Origin of the sequence: Allobosea sp. FBZP-16, assembly GCF_002831785.1 — a bacterium.
GTDB classification, from domain to species: Bacteria; Pseudomonadota; Alphaproteobacteria; order Rhizobiales; family Beijerinckiaceae; genus Allobosea; species Allobosea lupini.
Map to the genome: position 1 here is coordinate 31228 of NZ_LNCQ01000050.1, position 16800 is coordinate 48027.

The following is a 16800-nucleotide window of genomic DNA, read 5'->3' on the forward strand; positions in this document are numbered from 1 at the left end:
GAAACGTCGCTAGCGCCAGGCCGGATTTTTTGGGAAGCCACCCGGAGTCCAGCGCCTTTCATGGCCGCTCGGAAGTCCCGACGAACACAAGCATTTTTGCCTTATGACGCCTGCCATGCCTGGACCCTTCGCGGAGTCCGGCTCGGCATCCGGCATCCAGCGGCCAATCGACGACGACACGCCCAGCCATCACCGGACATCATGACCCTCAGCTTCGCCCCCGAAGCGATCGAGACCTGGCCGCTCGACCGCCTGCGCCCCTATGCGCGCAACGCCAAGACCCATGGCTCGGACCAGGTCGCCAAGATCGCCGCCAGCATGGCGGAGTTCGGCTGGACCGTCCCGGTGCTGGTGTCGAGCGATGGCGAGGTCATTGCTGGCCATGGCCGGATCATGGCGGCTGAGCAGCTCGGCCTCACCGAAGCGCCGGTCATCGTGCTCGACCATCTGACCGAAGCGCAGCGTCGCGCCTATCGCATCGCCGACAACAAGCTGACCGAACTCGGGGCTTGGGACGAAGCGCTTCTTTCCGGCGAACTGCAGGAACTCGTCGCCGATGAATTCGACCTCTCGCTGATCGGCTTCTCCGATGGCGAGCTCGACCGGCTGCTCGCGCTGGAACCGGGCGCCGAGACATCCGACGCTACGGGCGTCGCCCCCGTCGTTATCCCGGAACCGCCGCGCAATCCGGCATCTCGCCTCGGCGATCTGTGGACGCTGGGCGATCACCGGCTGCTCTGCGGCGACAGCACGAGTGCCGCCGATGTCCGCCGCCTGATGAATGGCCAGCGGGCGATCCTGTTCGCCACCGACCCGCCTTATCTCGTCGACTACGACGGCTCGAACCATCCGACCCGCAACAAGGACTGGTCGCCATCCTACGGCGTCACCTGGGATGACAGCAGCCAGGGCGCGGAGCTATATGACGGCTTCATCGCGGCGGCCGTTGCCGAGGCGATCGCGGAAGACGCCGCCTGGTATTGCTGGCACGCCTCGCGCCGCCAGGCGATGCTGGAAGCCTGCTGGGAGAAGGCGGGCGCGTTCGTCCATCAGCAGATCATCTGGGTGAAGGACCGCGGAGTTCTGACCCGGTCGCACTACCTCTGGAAGCACGAGCCCTGCTTCATGGGCTGGATCAAGGGCAAGCGCCCGCCGAAGGTGGCCGAGGAAACGCTGCCCTCGACATGGGCGCTACCGAGTTTCGCCAAGGACGATCGACCAGATCACCCGACGCCGAAACCGCTCGATGCCTTCGGTATCCCGATGCGTCAGCATGTGGCGCGGGGCGGGCTTTGCTACGAGCCGTTTTCCGGTTCAGGTTCGCAGATCATGGCGGGCGAAGCCAATGGCCGCCGTGTCTTCGCGATGGAGATCAGCCCGGCTTATGTCGATGTCGCCATCGAGCGCTGGCAGGCCGACACCGGACGCGAGGCGATCCTCGACGGCGACGGACGGACCTTCTCGCAGGTGAGGACCGAGCGGCTCGGCGAGACCGCGCATCTTCAGGACCCGGCCGCATGAAGCAATCGCGCGCCATGTCGCTGGCCGAGTCTCTCGTCAACGTCGCGGTAGGCTATGGGCTTGCCGTCGTCACACAGCTGCTCGTCTTTCCCCTGTTCGGGCTGCACACGACACTTGCCGAGAATATGACGATCGGCGCGATCTTCACCGCAGTGTCGATCGGCCGATCCTATTGCCTTCGAAGAATATTCGAGGGACTGCGCGTATGCCGGGAGATCAAGGAAGCCGCCGAGGCCTGACCTCGACGGCTTTGGAATGTTCGAGTCAGACGATCCGGTACACCCGTCCGCGCGCTTCAACCTTTTCCGATGTGACATCGAGCCCGAACTTCTTCTTGAGTGCTCCGGCAATCGCGCCGCGCACCGTGTGGGCCTGCCAGCCGGTAGCGGCTGTAATTTCCTCGATGGTTGCGCCTTCCGGCGCGCGCAGCATGGCGATCAGCGCGGACTGCTTGGTCCCGGCGCGTGGCGTGCGCGTCGATTGCGCGGCTTCGGAAGCAGCGTCCGGCGTGGGATCCGCCTTCGGCGCTTCGGTCGTGATCGTGGGCGCGGTTTCGGCATCATCCGGCTCGATCCCGATAGCGGCAAGGCCAGCATCGGTCGCGACCAGCGTCGTTCCGTGGCCGTCACCGGTTTCGCGCCAGAGCGGTTCGCCCCGGCGTGAGTTTGCTTCGACCTCTTCGATCAGCCCCTTCGCGATCATCGCGCCGACGACCTTGGCGGCTGCTCCTCCCCGCAGGCTGTCGGGCAGCGGCAGGGCAATGCGCTCGGGCCGCTGTGCGGCGGCGCTCAGGATTATGGCTTGGGTGTCGGAAAGCTGTGTCATCGGAACCTCCAGTTCGAGAGCGCCGCGACCATCGCGGGGCTTCTACGAGGCCAAGCCCCGCAAGCGCGGGGCTGGCGCGACGGTCGACTGGATCATTCGGCGTGTTCGCCTTCGCGGAAGGCGCTGTCGGTGATGCGCTTGAGCAGTTCGGCGTAGTGGGCAAGCGTCCCGACATGGCCCCAATGCACCTCGTCCGGATGAACGTCGAAATGGTCGTCGCTCAGGGCGACAAGTCGCGCCAGCATGGCGTCGATCTCGACCTTGCGGGCGATGAAAGCGTCGAGGGCCTGGGCGTTCTTGGTGCGGCTGGTCATCCGGGGTCTCCTTGGTTCGTGACCCCATACAGGCTCTGTCCCGGACGCTTATCAAGGCAATAAGTGCATCAAATCATTATGTTTTTGGAGCTGACATGCAGGGCATGAGCGAGCGCCAGTACGCGTCCCATGTCGGCCTGTCGCGGGGCGCGATCCAGAAGGCGAGGATGTCGGGACGGCTCGTCCTGCATGCCGATGGTTCGATCGATGCGCGGGCCAGCGATGCGCGCCGCGCGTCGATGACCGACCCCTCGAAGCAGCGTCGTGATGGAGCCGAGGCCAAGCTGAAGCCCGTCCCCGATGCGGCCTTGTCCGCAGTCGGCGACACGCTGCGCGAAAGCGGGATCGCGCCATCGCCGGCTGGCGGCGGGACCACGTTTCTCCAGGCCAAGACCGCCAACGAGGTGCTGAAGGCTCAGGAACGGCGTCTGCGTCTGCAGCGCATGAAGGGCGAGGTCATCGACCGAGCGCGGGCGACGGCGCTTGTTTTCCGACTGGCGCGCGAGGAGCGCGATGCATGGGCGAACTGGCCGGCACGGATCGCGGCACTGATGGCAGCGGAACTCGGCCTCGAAGCGCACGCGATGCAAAAGGTTCTGGAGACCCATGTCCGAGCGCACCTCGCCGATCTCGCCGAGGTCGCCACAGATTTTCGCTGACGCGGACCGTCGGTCAGAGGAGCTTTTCGCCTTCGAAGGCGTCGATGCGCTCGTCCAAGCCTGGCGCGATGGGCTCACGCCCGATCCTACGCTTACCGTGGCGGAATGGGCGGATCGGCATCGGTTCCTGAGCCCCCGCGCTTCGGCCGAGCCCGGGCGGTATCGCACCGATCGCACACCCTACATGCGCGCCATCATGGATGCGCTGTCGCCCGGCAACGCCGCGCGCCGCATCGTCTTCATGAAGGCGGCGCAGGTCGGCGCGACCGAGGCCGGCAACAACTGGATCGGCTACGTCATCCACCATGCGCCGGGACCCATGCTCGCGGTCCAGCCGACGGTGGAACTGGCGAAGCGCTTCTCGCGCCAACGCATCGATCCGCTCATTGCGGAAAGCCCGGTGCTGCGCGAGCGCGTCAAGCCGCAGCGCTCGCGCGACGCCGGCAACACGGTTCTGTCGAAGGAGTTCCCGGCGGGGCTTCTGGTCATCACCGGCGCCAACAGCGCGGTCGGCCTGCGCTCGATGCCGGCGCGCTACCTGTTTCTCGACGAGGTCGATGCCTATCCCCCTTCCGCCGACGAGGAAGGCGATCCTGTCGCCTTGGCCGAGGCCCGGACGCGCACGTTCTCCTGGCGCTCGAAGGTCTTTCTCACCTCGACGCCGACGATCCATGGCGTGTCGCGGATCGAGCGCGAGTTCGAGGCGAGCGACCAGCGACGCTACTTCGTGGCGTGCCCGCATTGCGATCACCGCCAGTGGCTCCGCTTCGAGCGTCTGCGCTGGGAGAAGGGTCAACCGCATACGGCACACTACTCTTGCGAAGCCTGTGAGGGCCGGATCGAGGAACATCACAAGACGGCCCTGATGATGTCCGGCGAATGGCGACCGACGCGCGATAATGCGCATTCGGGAACGGTCGGATACCATCTCTCGGGGCTCTATTCGCCGGTGGGCTGGCTCTCATGGGCTGACATCGCCCGAATGTGGGACGCTGCGCAGACCAGCGACGAAGCCAAGCGCAGCTTCAAGAACGGCGTCCTCGGCGAGACCTGGATCGAGACCGGCGAAGCACCGGACTGGCAGCGGCTCTACGAGCGGCGCGAGCCATGGCGCATCGGCACGGTGCCGAGCGGCGGCCTGTTCCTCACGGCGGGCGCAGACATCCAGAAAGACCGCATCGAAGTCTCGATCTGGGCCTGGGGTCGCCGGCTCGCGAGCTGGCTCGTGGACCACATCGTCATCCCCGGCGGCCCGGACAGCGCCGAGGCTTGGGCGGCTCTGACGGTTCTCCTTGGCCAGACATGGCCGCACGCCCATGGCGTTCGGCTGAGCCTGTCGAAACTCGCGATCGACACAGGGTTCGAAGCGCCCGCCGTCTATGCATGGGCGCGCCAGCAGGGATTTGCGCAGGTCATTCCCATCAAGGGCGTCGAAGGCTTCAATCGCACGGCGCCGGTGACAGGCCCGTCCTTTGTCGATGCGACGGAAGGCGGCCGCAAGATCCGCCGCGGCGCGCGGCTCTGGACGATCGCCGTCGCAACATTCAAGGCCGAGACCTATCGCTTTCTGCGGTTGTCGAAGCCGACCGACGAGGATGCGGCGGACGGAGCGCAGGGTCCGGCCGGGCTTGTGCACTTGCCCCAGGGCCTTGACGCCGAATGGGTGAAGCAACTCGTGGCCGAGCATCTTGTGACCGTCACCACCAAGCGCGGCTTCCAGAAGCTCGAATGGCAGAAGGTGCGCGAACGCAACGAGGCGCTGGACTGCCGGGTCTATGCCCGCGCCGCCGTCTGGATCGCCGGAGCCGATCGCTGGTCCGACGAGAAGTGGCGAGACCTCGAAGATCAGGTCGGCCCGCAGCCTGCGGACACTGACGAAACGCAATCGAACATCGAAGCCGGGCGTCTCGCCCGTCCAAACCCGCCATCCACCAAGCGGCAGAGCGACTGGCTCGGCCCGCGCGGGAAGTGGTTCTGAGGATATGTCATGGCCTGGACGACCGACGAACTCGATGCGCTGAAGCGCGCCTATGCCAGCGGTACGCTCCGGGTCAGCTATGACGGCAAGACAGTCGAGTATGGCTCGGCGGATGACCTGCTGAAGCGGATCCGCACCATCGAGGCCGAGATCACCGCATCCTCCGGCGTGCCGCGCGCCATCGCGGGCTATGCCGGGTTCGGACGAGGCGACCGGTGAGCCAGATCACCTTCCTCGACCGGATGGTGGCGTGGGCCGCACCCGAGGCAGGCGTGAGGCGGGCGCTCGCGCGGCGCAGCTTCGAGGCGCTGAGCGCCAAGATCCCTGGCCATGCCCGTGGCTATGACGGCGCAGCCAAGGGACGGCGCACGGACGGATGGAAAACGGCGGGAACATCGGCTGATGCCGAGATCGCCGCCGCCAGCGGCCTGTTGCGGGATCGCATGCGCGATCTCACCCGCAACAATCCGCATGCGGCGAAGGCTGTCTCGGTGCTGGTCAACAACATCGTCGGCAGCGGCATCATTCCGCGCGCTGCGACGGGCGACGCCAGGCTCGACGAGACGGTGGACCGGCTTTGGACCGAGTGGACCGCCGCCTGCGACGCCGACGGGCAACTCGACATCTTCGGGCTGCAGACCCTGGCGGTAAGGGAAATGATCGAAGCTGGCGAGGTGCTGATCCGCCGCCGTCCGCGACGTCTTAGCGATGGTCTGGCCGTCCCGCTTCAGGTCCAGATCATCGAAGCCGATCTGCTGGACAACACCCGCAACGGCGACCTCGCCGATGGCGGGCGGCTGCTGCAGGGCATCGAGTTCGACCCCTTGGGCCGACGCCGCGCCTATTGGCTTCACGCCCAGCACCCGGGCGACGCGGTCGTCACCATGCGCCGACGCCTCGAAAGTCTCGCCATCCCGGCGAGCGAGGTCCTGCATCTCTACGAGAAGCAGCGCACGCAGGTCCGAGGCGTCCCGTGGGGCACGCCGGTGATGCGGGCGCTGCGCGATCTCGATGACTGGACGCAGGCCGAGCTCGTCCGGAAGAAAACGGAAGCCTGTGTCGTCGGCATCGTGCTTGGCGCCGACGAGGCGGATCAGGGCATAGCAGCGTCCGTGGTCGACGCTGACGGCAACCGCGTCGAGCAGTTCGAGCCCGGGCTGATCGCCTATGCACGCGGCGGCAAGGACATCCGCTTCAATCAGCCCGCCACGACGGCGGGTGTCGGCGAGTGGCTGCGCGCGCAGCTTCACATCGTGGCGGCGGGATTCCGCATGCCCTACGAGTTGCTGACCGGCGATCTCAGTCAGGTCAATTATTCATCGATCCGGGCGGGGCTCGTGGAGTTTCGCCGCCTGATCGACGCTGTCCAATGGCAGATCGTCATCCCGGTTCTCTGCCAGCCCATGTGGGTCTGGTTCTGTCAGGCCGCATGGGCAGCCGGGAAGTTGCCTCGGCCGGATATTGCGGTCGAATGGTCCCCGCCGCGTTTCGAAGCCGTGGACCCGCTGAAGGACGCAATGGCCGATCTCCTGGCGTTGCGCTCGGGCACCATGTCGCTGGCGCAGGCCATCGCCCGTCAAGGCCACAACCCCGACGCCGTGCTCACCGAGATCGCCGCCATGAACGCCAAGATCGATGCCCTCGGGCTCATTCTCGACAGCGATCCGCGGCGCGTGACGAAAACCGGCGTGATGCAGGCTGACACCACCGGCCAACCCGACAATCCCGACACCTGAGCTTTTGCCCCATGACCCGAAACATCGACCTGCCACCGCTGACGCGGGCGGCGGACCTGTTGCCTGCCTCGATCGATGCGGCCGAGCGCACCATCGACGTCGTCTGGTCCACAGGTGCCCGCGTGCGCCGCACTCCGTTCTTTGGCGATCCCTTCGACGAAGAACTGGCGATGGATCCGCGCGCCGTCCGTCTCGATCGCCTGAACGCGGGCGCGCCGCTCCTGAAGGTGCACGACGCCTCCGCGCTCGACAGCGTCATCGGCTCGGTCGTGCCGGGGAGCGCCCGTATCGAGAACGGACGCGGCATCGCCCGTGTCCGCTTCTCCGACCGGGCCGAGGTCGAGCCGCTCTGGAAGGACGTCGAGGCTGGGCACATCCGGGCGGTCTCGATCGGCTACCAGGTCCATCGCTTCGAGGTGTCCAGGCAGGCGGGCGCGCCCGAGCTGTGGCGCGCTGTCGATTGGACGCCCTTCGAGATTTCCGCAGTGCCGATCGGCGCTGATCCGGCTGCGGGTTTCCGTGCCGACGAACCTCTTCACCCCTGCGTCGTCCACCGCGCCGACGCTCCATCCAAGGAGAAAGCAGCCATGGACGACGCTGTGACCGACAACACCGAAACGCAGACGCGCCAGGCCGCGACTGAACCACAGGATCGCGTGCCGACCACGCCCGTGATCGATGCGGAGGCGATCGCCGCCCGTGCGCGCGACACGGAGCGCGAGCGTGTCGGAACCATCTACGATCTCGCCGGCCGCCTGCACCTCGAGCGCAGCTTCGCCGACGACCTCGTCAAGCGCGGCGTCACGCTCGATGCGGCGCGCAGCGAGATCCTCGACAAGGTTGCGACCGACGCCGAGAAGACGCGGGTTTCGCCTCAGGTCAGCATCCCGCTCGGTGGGCGCGATGAGCGCGTCACCCGTCGTGACGCCGTGTCGAACGCTCTTCTGCACCGCTACTCGCCGACGCTCTTCCCCTTGAGCGAACCGGCGCGGGAATATCGCGGCATGACGCTCGTCGAGCACGCCCGTGAGTTCCTCTCAAGCTCGGGCGTCAATGTCCGGGGCATGTCGCGCGACGAGATCGCCACGCGCGCTCTCCATTCCACCTCGGATTTTCCCGAGGTTCTCGCCGCCGTGACGGGCAAGACGCTCCGGCAGGCCTATGATGCCTATCCGCGCACCTATGTCCCCTTCTGCCGGCAGGTGCTCGCGACCGACTTCAAGGCGATGCACCGTGTCCAGCTCGGCGAAGCGCCGCAGCTCGTGAAGGTCAACGAGGGCGGCGAGTTCAAGCGCGGCACGCTGGCCGAAGGGCGCGAGAGCTACCGGGTCGAGACCTATGGGCGCGTCGTCGCGGTCACCCGGCAGGTCCTCATCAACGACGATCTCGACGCCTTCACCCGCATCCCGGCGATGTACGGCACGGCGATCGCCACGCTGGAGAGCGATGTGGTCTGGGGCATCATCCTGGCCAACGCCGCCATGAGCGACTCCATCGCGCTGTTCCACCAGAACCACGGCAATCTGGCGAACCCGGCCACCGCGCTCAGCGTCACCGCGATCGGCGCGGCGCGCGCGGCCATGGCCCGGCAGACCGGGCTCGACAAGAAGACGATCCTCAATGTCCGGCCCGCCTACCTCATCGTGCCGGCATCGCTCGAACTCGCGGCCGAGCAGCTCGTGGCGCAGAACTTGGTGCCGGCCCAGACCGGCAGCGTGGTCCCGTCCTCGATCCGCACTCTGACGCCGATCTCCGAGCCTCGTCTCGACGCCGCGAGCCTCACAGCCTGGTATCTCGCCGCGAACCCCGCCCAGATCGACACCATCGAGTACGCCTATCTCGAAGGCCAGCAAGGCGCCTACATCGAGACGCGCAACGGCTTCGACGTTGATGGTGTCGAGATCAAGTGCCGCCTCGACTTCGGCGCGAAGGCGATCGACTGGCGCGGCCTCTACCGCAATCCCGGCGCTTGATCGCCGCCGGAACTCTTCCTCAACACCTGATATTCTCGGAGAAGTCCCATGCGTGGCTACATCCAGCCCGGCAACACCATCACGCTTCCCGCCCCCTATGCCGTCGCCTCCGGCGATGGACTGCTGGTCGGCGCGATCTTCGGCATCGCGACCGGATCGGCGGCCCTCAACGCCGAGGTCGAAACCCTCACCGAGGGCGTCGTCGAACTGCGCAAGGCCCCGTCCCAGGCATGGGCCGTCGGCGCGCGCATCTACTGGGACAACGCCGCCCGCCTCGCGACGACCGTGGTCGCATCGAACACCCTGATCGGCGCTGCGACCGAACCGGTGGCAGGCGGCGCCAACGATACGATTGGCCGTGTGCGGCTGAACGGCAGCTTCTGACGTGAACGCGTTCGCCGTAGCCACCGACATCCTGTTCGCCGATCCGAACGTTGGCGAGACCGCGCTCTGGCAAGCAGGCGGCGTCGGCCCGGGTGTCCCCGTCCGCGTCGTCCGCCGCCGCCCGGACGCCGTGGTCGAGTTCGGGGCGTCCCGCGCCTTGATGGCGACCGTTCTCATCGACCTGCGCAGGACCGAAGCTGTGGCAATCGATGAGGGCGATCTCGTCGTGATCGGGACGGAGACCTTCAAGATCATCGGCTCGCCCACATCCGATCCCATGGGGCTCGTCCTCACCTGCGAGGCCGTCAAGGTCTGATCCCATGCGCTTCAACCTCGAACGTCCCGACATGCGCAAGGCGCTGGCGGGCACGCAGCAGGATATCGAGCGCGCGGTTACGTCGGGGATGCGCGATGCCGCCGACGGCCTTAAGCAGGATTTGCGCGATGACGTTGTCGCCTCCGGACTTGGCGAACGCCTCTCGCGGACATGGCGAGGCAAGGTGTTCCCCGAGGTCGGCGAAAGCGTCGAGGCCGCAGCCTTCGTCTGGTCGAAGGCCCCGAAACTCATCGACGCCTTCGATCGTGGCGTCACCATTCGCTCGGCGCGAGGGTTCTGGCTGGCGATCCCGACACCCGCCGCCGGGGCGCGCGGGCGAGGACCGAACGGGCGTGCGTCACGCATCACCCCCGGCGGCTGGGAGCGGCGCACCGGCATGCGGCTGCGCTTCGTCTATCGCAAGCGCGGCCCTTCGCTGCTGGTCGCCGATACAGCTCGCCTCAACACGCGAGGATTGGCGGCAGCGAATAAACGCAAGACCGGCCATTCAACGGTAATCGTGTTCCTGCTCGTGCCCCAGGTCACGCTCCGGAAGCGGCTCAACATCGATGCGATCGCGAAGCGGCAAGCCGCGCGCGTGCCAACCCTGATCGCGCGGCACTGGCCGCGTTCCTGAAAGCTCTTTGTTCATGCCCTCGAAACGCGAAACCGTCCTCGGCGCCGTGAAGGCGCTCGTCGCCGATGCCCTGCCGGGCGCGGAGGTGAAGCGCAATCTCGCCAAGCCAGAGCGTATTCCTCCGGGCGGGCTGGTCGTGATCCGCGATGGCGATCCGGGTGAGCCCGACGTCACGCTCTCGCCGGTGTCCTACCTCTACACCCATCGCATTACCGTCGAGATCGCCGCTTTCGAGAGCGCCACGCTCACGCGTGAGCAGGTGCTCGACGAGATGCTTGCCGCGATCGGTGCGGCGATCATCGCCAATCGCAGGCTCGGCGGGCTGGTCGACTGGGTCGAGGCGGAAGCCCCGACCTCCGAGGACATCGAGACCACGGGCAGTCAGGCCGGCCGCTTCGCCGATTTCGTGATCGTGGCGACCTACGCCACCGCCGATTCGCTCAACTGAACGACGGCCCTTCGACTGCGCTCGGACCTTCGGAACTGAACAGCGCCGGTCCGGCCCCGCTCAGGCCCCAACACCACACCACATGGAGAACGACCCATGCCTCGCGCACGCGGCGTGAACGCGGCTCTCGCCGCCGTGTTCGAAAGCACCTACGGCACCCCGCCCGGCACCGGCTTTCGCCGCATGCCCTTCGCCTCGGTCAACATCGGCGAGGAACAGGGGCTGATCGCAAGCGAGCTTCTCGGCTTCGGCCGCGAGCCGCTGGCGCCGGTTTATGACGTGATCACCAACACGGGCGATCTCGTCGTTCCCGTGGATACCCGCAACATCGGCGTCTGGTTGCGCGGCTTGATGGGCGCGCCGACGACCGTCGCGGCCAACGCCGCCACAGCCACGATCACGCTGACCGCGAACCTTCTGGTCAACGACACCGTGACGGTCGATGGCACGGTCTATACCGCCGTCGCTTCCGGCGCGACGGGCCAGCAGTTCAATCTCGGCGGCACGGCGGCGCTGACCGCCACCGCGCTTGCCGCGATCATCAATCCGAGCGCGAACGTCGCGGCCGCGGCGGTTGGCGCGGTCGTCAACCTGACCGCCAAGGCGCTGGGACCGGGCGGCAATGCACGGACGCTGGCGACGAACGCGCCGACGCGCGCCACCTTGTCGGGTGCAACGCTGTCGGGCGGCGCCAACAGCCACACATGGTTCTCCGGCGCGCAGGCTCTCCCCTCGATGTCGATCGAGGTCCAGCTTCCCGACGTGCCCTTCTTCGGGATGAACTACGGCGCCCGCATCAACAGCTTTCAGGTCCAGGCGCAGCGGTCCGGGCTGCTCACCGCCTCGCTCAACATCATGGCGCAAGGCGAGACCATCGCCGCCACCGCGCAGTCCGGCACGCTGTCGGAGTTCGTGCTGGAGCGCTTCGGCCAGTTCCAGGGCGAGGTCCGGCGCAACAACGTGGCGCTCGGCAACGTCATCTCGGCGGAGCTCACCTATTCGAACAACCTCGAAGCGGTCGAGGTGATCCGCGGCGATGGGCGCATCGCCGATGCCGATCCGGGCATCATCGCGCTCACCGGCAACATCACCACCCGCTTCGAGGACCGCGTCCTTCTGGATCAGGCCACCAACCGCCTGCCGTGCGAGCTTCAGTTCCGCTGGGCGGCTGGTGCGTCCGCATCGCTGATCTGGACCGCGCACCGGGTCTTCCTGCCGCGAGGCGACCGCCAGATCCAGGGACCGGGCGGCGTGCAGGCCCCGTTCGCATTCCAGGCCGCGATCGATCCGGTGCTGAACCGCGCCGCGACCTGCGTGCTCACCAACGACGTCGCGTCCTACTGACCCGTTCCGACAGGAGGCTCCCTTGCTCAAGCTCTCGACACCATCCCGCGAGCCGTTCTGGCTCGACATCCTGCCGGGCGTGCGCATCCAGTTCCGGCCGATCTCCGTCGCCGACATGCTCGTCGCCCGCGCCGCCGCCGCCGAGTCGCTCGGCACGAAGGTCGAGGGCGATGCGCCGCTTGACCGGAGCACCACGGTCGCGGCCGGCGCAGCCTTCACGCGTTCGCTCACGCTGAGCGGCATCGTGGCGTGGGAGGGCATTGGCGATGCCAGCGGCAAGCCGATCGATCCGAACCCGGTCGCCATCAATCAGCTGCTCGAGGTCTGGCCCGCCTTCGACGCCATCGATCGGCTCTATGTCGGCCCGGCCCTGACGAGGTTTGAGGAAAAAAACGTCTGATCGCCCTCGCGCGCTGGCACTTCGAGGGCGGCGAGGGCTACTGCGCCGCCTGCCCATCGCGGTGCGGGGCATGCGCCTATGTCGAGCACGCGCCCGTGACGGCCGAGGGACTTCTCGCATGGGAGGTCATCCGCCGCTGCGCAGGACAGGTTCGCGCCGTGATGGGCGGCGTCTACGCCATCGACTTCGGCGCGGTGCTCGCTTTGGCTCAGGCCATGGACGCGTCCTCGCCGCTGCTGGCCGACATTCTTCCAGAGATCGAGCCGATCATCGTTGCCGCCTATGGCCGCGACGCCAGCCGTTCCAATCGCGATTGAGCAACGCCGCCCATGTCCACCACCAATGTCTCGATCCGCCTCGGCGTCGAAGGCAAGGCGGAGGTCAAGCGCGCCTTCGAGGAGGTCGGTCAGGCGGGAACGCAGGCTTTCGGGCAGGTCGATCGGGCGCTTGAGAGGACGGGAGCCGCGACCGATCGGGAAACTGCCCGGTTCAAGCGTCTGGCGGAAGCGGCCCGCATGGCGGCGCAAGCCGATGCCGCGCAGGGGCGGTTCAATCAGGTTCTGGGCGTCGACCGACAGGCGGCGGGTTCGGCGCGCGCGTCAGCCGAGGTCTTCGAACAGGCCGCGAGGGAAGCCGAACGCTACGAGGCCCGCGCCCGGGCGCTGCGGGCTACACTTGATCCGCTCGCCGCCGCGCAAGACCGGCTCAATGCCGAATTCGCCGAGCATGCCGTGCTCGCCAGCCGTGGCGCGATCACCACCGCCGAACAGGCGGCGGCGAATGCGCTGGCGAAGTCGCGGTTCGATCAGACCGCGCAGGCGATTAAGGGCGTCGGCGCCAACTCGAAGCTCACGACCCAGCAGGTCATGACGCTTCAGTACACGGTGAACGACGTGATCGCGTCGATGTCCACCGGCATGTCGCCGATGACGATCCTGATGCAGCAGGGCGGACAGGTGACGCAAGCCTTCGGCGGCTTGCGCGGCACGATCATGACGCTCGGCTCCGCCATCGGCGTTGTCGGCGGCGTCATCGCGGGCGTCGCCGTCTCCGTTGGCGTGCTCACGGCGGCGTGGTTCGCCAATGACGCCTCGACGCGAGCGGTCGCCACCGCGCTGGCAGGCGTCGGCCGCGCGTCCGGCGCAACCGCCGCCCAGCTTGAACTGGTCGCGCAATCCTCTGCAGATGCCGGCAAGGTCTCGGTGTCGTCGGCGCGCGACATGCAGGTCGCGTTCTTAGCGACAGGCAAGATCGGCGCGGAAGAAATGGGCCGCGCCATCGCGGTCTCGCGCAACCTTGGCGTCACGCTCGGCGTCGACACGAAGCAGGGCGCGGAGGAGCTGGCCCGGGCGCTGGCCGATCCGTTGCGCGGCGCGGACGAACTCAACGACCGCATCCGCTTCCTGGACGACCGCACCCGCGCCTATGTCCGCACGCTGGTCGACCAGAACAACCGGGCGGAGGCGCAGCGCGTCATCCTGAACGCGGTCGCGCCCTCGCTGGCCGACGCCGAACAGGCGGTCAACGCGCTCGGGCGCGCCTGGCAGTTCGTCGGTCGCTCGGCGTCAAATGCCTTCGACGCGCTGGGCAAGGCCGTCGATCGGGCGGTGGATGGCCGCACACCCACGGAGGAGCTGGATCTGCTGCGCTGGCAGCAGGAGCGCCTGCGGGCGAATGTGCGCGGCAATGTCGTGCCGCTCATGCTGCCTCAGGTCGAGCGGCGCATCGCCGAGATCGAACGGCAGCTCAACGACCAGCAGGAACGCGCCCGGCGGATCGCTGTGGAGGCCCGCGCCAACGAGCAATCGGTCCGCGCCGGCGAGATCGCCCGCGACACCAATCCCGGCGCACGCGAAATCGAGCGGCTGCGGACGCAGGAAGGCGCGTTGCGCGCCGCGCTCGCCGATCCGCTGGTCCGGTCGAAACTGGCCGATGTGGCGGAGGTCGAAGCTGCCTACCGGCGCGTCATCACGGAACTCGCCCGCTACCAACCCTCGGTGGATGCGGCGACGCGGGCGGTGGTGGAACAGACCTCCGCCACGGACATCTCGATCCGCGCGACGCTTTCGCTGGCAGAAGCGTACCTTGAAAGCGCCGAGGCCGCCGCACGCGCGGAAGCACGCCGGCAAGGGCTTGTCGATCAGGCCCGTGAGGGCGTCAACGCGGAAACCCGCGCCCGGCAGGCCTTGCGGGAACGGATCGCCGAACAGGCGGTCGAGGCCGCCCGGCAGGTGTCGGAACTCGGCCGGCAGATCGATGGCCAGCGTCGTCTGAACGAGGCGATTTCCTCGGGCGCGCTCTCGTCCCAGCGCGCCCAGCAGATCATGCAGGTCGAGCAGGCGCTGCGCCCGTTGATCACGGCGCAGACGCTGGCCGAGGGCGAAGCCAAGGAGAAGCTCGGCCGCATCATCGACCGCACGCGCGAAGCCTACGAGCAACTTCACCGTGAGCAGAACCGGACGGACCTGCTTCAGGGCATCGAGCGCCGTCGCGACGAGATCGCGCTGCGTGAGCGGGAACTGTCGCTGGTCAGGCGCGGCCCGGCCGCGCGCCGCGAGGGCGTCGATCAGCTGCGTTTCGAGCAGGAGCTCAGGCGGCTCGGCATCGACCCGAACGATCCCGAGGCCGGTTATTCGCGAGAGCAGATCAGGCGGCTCAACCAGTTGGGGCGGCAGACGGCGGGTCGCGAGGCGGCCTTCGACTATGAGCAGCAGAACACCGGCCTCGCCCGCGAGGTCGAGCTCCTGAAGCAGGGAGCCTCGGCCCGCTCGGAAGCGATCGCCATGATCCGCGCCGAGCAGCAGTTGCGCCGCCAGGGGATCGATCCGGCGGGAACCGAGGGACAGGCCGCGCTTGCCGCCGCCCGCCGCCAGTTCGCGCTTGAGCGTCAGGCAGAGGCGCAAGTCGCGTTGCAGGATCAGCGCGCCGAGATCGCCCTGATCGAAACCCAGATCGGCCTGATCGGCGCGTCTGCCCAGCAGCGCGAGACAGTGATGGCGACCATTCGCGCCGAACAGGATCTGCGGCGGCGCGGCATCGATCTCGCAAGCGAGGAAGGCCGGGCCATCGTCGCGAACGCAGTCCGGGTGCAGCAGCTGACGACGGAACTTCAGCGGCAGGAAGCGACCCAGCGGGCCTTGCAGGGCGCGATCGGCAACGCGCTCGACCGCTTCGGAACGCTGCTGGCGCAGGGCAAGACCGACTGGAAATCGTGGGCGGATGCCGGGCAGGCGGCGATCAACGACATCATGAACGAGCTGATCAAGCTCGCGGTGATGAACCCGCTCAAGAACTTCCTGTTCGGCGGCAACGCGCCGACGCTGGCGACCGGCGGCGGCATCTTCGGTGAACTCGGCAAGATCTTCGCCGGTCTGTTCCATGAGGGCGGGCTTGTCGGCGCGGGTGGGCCGGGGCGCAACGTTCCGGCGCTTCTGTTTGCGGGCGCGCCGCGCCTTCATGGCGGCGGCTACGTCCGGCCCGGCGAGGTTCCGGCCATCCTGCAGACCGGCGAGCGCGTGCTGAATCGCAAGGAAACCGCCGCCTACGACCAGCGCGGCGAGCAGGCCATGCCGATGATGGTGACGTTCAACATCACGACGCCGGATGCGGGCTCGTTCCGCCGGGCGCAGGGCCAGATCACCGCCGAGATGGCCTCGGCGCTTGAACGAGCGAGGCGCAACCTTTGAGCTTTCATGACGTGTCCTTCCCGGACGCCATCGCGCGCGGCGCGACCGGTGGCCCAGAATACTCGACCGACGTGGTGATGGTCGCGTCGGGCTTCGAGCAGCGCAACCAGAACTGGTCGGCCTCGCGCGCCCGCTACGACATCTCGACCGGCATCCGCACCCGCGAGCAGATGGCGGAGGTGATCGCCTTCTTCCGCGCCCGCAAGGGTCGCGCCTTCGGCTTCCGGTTTAGGGATTGGGGCGACTTCGAAGCCACAGACCAGCAATGCCAGGCGGTGAGCGCGACCGTGTTCCAGCTGGTGAAGCGTTATCCATCCGGCCCCGTCGTCGAGATCCGCACCATCACCCGGCCCGTCGTCGGCTCGGTGGTGGTGCGCGTCAACGGCAACATCGTCACGCCGACAATCGATCACGCGACCGGGCGGCTCACCTTCGGCGCGGCTCCGGCGGCGACGCCCGTCGCAACCTTCCGCTTCGACGTGCCCGTGCGCTTCGACACCGACCACCTTCAGGTGATCAGCCGCGCCTACAATCTGCAAAACGTCCAGTCGATCCCAATTGTCGAGATCAGGGCTTGAC

The 16800-nt window shown here is 67.5% G+C and carries 18 protein-coding genes; 16 read left to right on the forward strand and 2 right to left on the reverse strand.

From position 1 onward, the window contains the following. The first annotated feature begins 201 nt into the window (after window positions 1-201). Window positions 202-1521 (forward strand): site-specific DNA-methyltransferase, encoded by a 1320-nt coding sequence (locus tag CXY91_RS25085; RefSeq protein WP_100964358.1) that lies wholly within the window; start codon window positions 202-204, stop codon window positions 1519-1521. Then, window positions 1518-1760, forward strand: coding sequence for a DUF7220 family protein (locus tag CXY91_RS25090; protein WP_100964361.1), 243 nt, complete (start codon window positions 1518-1520; stop codon window positions 1758-1760). The genes CXY91_RS25085 and CXY91_RS25090 overlap by 4 nt, the downstream gene beginning before the upstream one ends. 25 nt (window positions 1761-1785) lie before the next feature. Here CXY91_RS25090 and CXY91_RS25095 read toward each other — a convergent pair whose 3' ends face one another. Together CXY91_RS25095 and CXY91_RS25100 are read right to left on the reverse strand one after the other, a co-directional pair. Further along, window positions 1786-2346 carry a DUF3489 domain-containing protein gene (locus tag CXY91_RS25095; protein ID WP_100964363.1) on the reverse strand — a complete coding sequence of 187 codons (561 nt, stop codon included), beginning with the start codon at window positions 2344-2346 and terminating at the stop codon, window positions 1786-1788. 92 nt (window positions 2347-2438) lie between these two features. Next, window positions 2439-2660, reverse strand: a complete 222-nt coding sequence (locus CXY91_RS25100) for a hypothetical protein (protein WP_100964365.1) — start codon at window positions 2658-2660, stop codon at window positions 2439-2441. Window positions 2661-2755: 95 nt separating this feature from the next. On the opposite strand from CXY91_RS25100, the gene CXY91_RS25105 reads away from it, so the two are divergent. The 14 genes from CXY91_RS25105 to CXY91_RS25165 all read left to right on the forward strand — a co-directional run bounded on the left by CXY91_RS25105 (window position 2756) and on the right by CXY91_RS25165 (window position 16799). Beyond that, the gene (locus tag CXY91_RS25105) at window positions 2756-3319 is read left to right on the forward strand and encodes a hypothetical protein (protein ID WP_100964367.1); all 564 of its coding nucleotides are present in this window, start codon (window positions 2756-2758) and stop codon (window positions 3317-3319) included. Then, window positions 3267-5297 carry a phage terminase large subunit family protein gene (locus CXY91_RS25110; RefSeq protein ID WP_100964369.1) on the forward strand — a complete coding sequence of 677 codons (2031 nt, stop codon included), beginning with the start codon at window positions 3267-3269 and terminating at the stop codon, window positions 5295-5297. The genes CXY91_RS25105 and CXY91_RS25110 overlap by 53 nt, the downstream gene beginning before the upstream one ends. 9 nt (window positions 5298-5306) lie before the next feature. Further along, complete coding sequence (locus tag CXY91_RS25115; RefSeq protein WP_100964371.1) at window positions 5307-5516, forward strand: phage head-tail joining protein; 210 nt, start codon at window positions 5307-5309, stop codon at window positions 5514-5516. Then, complete coding sequence (locus CXY91_RS25120) at window positions 5513-7033, forward strand: phage portal protein (RefSeq protein ID WP_248307633.1); 1521 nt, start codon at window positions 5513-5515, stop codon at window positions 7031-7033. The genes CXY91_RS25115 and CXY91_RS25120 overlap by 4 nt, the downstream gene beginning before the upstream one ends. Window positions 7034-7044: 11 nt before the next feature. Beyond that, window positions 7045-9006 (forward strand): prohead protease/major capsid protein fusion protein, encoded by a 1962-nt coding sequence (locus CXY91_RS25125; RefSeq protein WP_100964373.1) that lies wholly within the window; start codon window positions 7045-7047, stop codon window positions 9004-9006. Window positions 9007-9054: 48 nt separating this feature from the next. Beyond that, complete coding sequence (locus CXY91_RS25130) at window positions 9055-9390, forward strand: DUF2190 family protein (RefSeq protein WP_100964375.1); 336 nt, start codon at window positions 9055-9057, stop codon at window positions 9388-9390. A gap of 1 nt (window position 9391) precedes the next feature. Further along, on the forward strand, window positions 9392-9706 hold the full coding sequence (locus tag CXY91_RS25135) for a head-tail joining protein (protein WP_100964377.1): 315 nt from the start codon (window positions 9392-9394) through the stop codon (window positions 9704-9706). Window positions 9707-9710: 4 nt separating this feature from the next. Further along, window positions 9711-10343, forward strand: a complete 633-nt coding sequence (locus tag CXY91_RS25140) for a DUF6441 family protein (protein ID WP_100964379.1) — start codon at window positions 9711-9713, stop codon at window positions 10341-10343. A gap of 13 nt (window positions 10344-10356) precedes the next feature. Then, a complete protein-coding gene (locus tag CXY91_RS25145) occupies window positions 10357-10791 on the forward strand; it encodes a hypothetical protein (RefSeq protein ID WP_100964420.1) in 435 nt (144 codons plus the stop codon). Window positions 10792-10887: 96 nt separating this feature from the next. Then, window positions 10888-12135: a phage tail tube protein gene (locus CXY91_RS25150; RefSeq protein ID WP_100964381.1), complete on the forward strand. Its 1248-nt coding sequence runs from the start codon at window positions 10888-10890 to the stop codon at window positions 12133-12135. Between the two features lie 22 nt (window positions 12136-12157). Beyond that, a complete protein-coding gene (locus tag CXY91_RS25155; RefSeq protein WP_100964383.1) occupies window positions 12158-12535 on the forward strand; it encodes a hypothetical protein in 378 nt (125 codons plus the stop codon). A gap of 95 nt (window positions 12536-12630) precedes the next feature. Beyond that, window positions 12631-12852, forward strand: coding sequence for a DUF7697 family protein (locus CXY91_RS30380; RefSeq protein ID WP_158673578.1), 222 nt, complete (start codon window positions 12631-12633; stop codon window positions 12850-12852). A gap of 12 nt (window positions 12853-12864) precedes the next feature. Further along, window positions 12865-16221: a phage tail length tape measure family protein gene (locus CXY91_RS25160; protein WP_100964385.1), complete on the forward strand. Its 3357-nt coding sequence runs from the start codon at window positions 12865-12867 to the stop codon at window positions 16219-16221. Then, complete coding sequence (locus tag CXY91_RS25165; protein ID WP_100964387.1) at window positions 16218-16799, forward strand: DUF2460 domain-containing protein; 582 nt, start codon at window positions 16218-16220, stop codon at window positions 16797-16799. The genes CXY91_RS25160 and CXY91_RS25165 overlap by 4 nt, the downstream gene beginning before the upstream one ends. The last annotated feature ends 1 nt before the right edge of the window (window position 16800 follow it).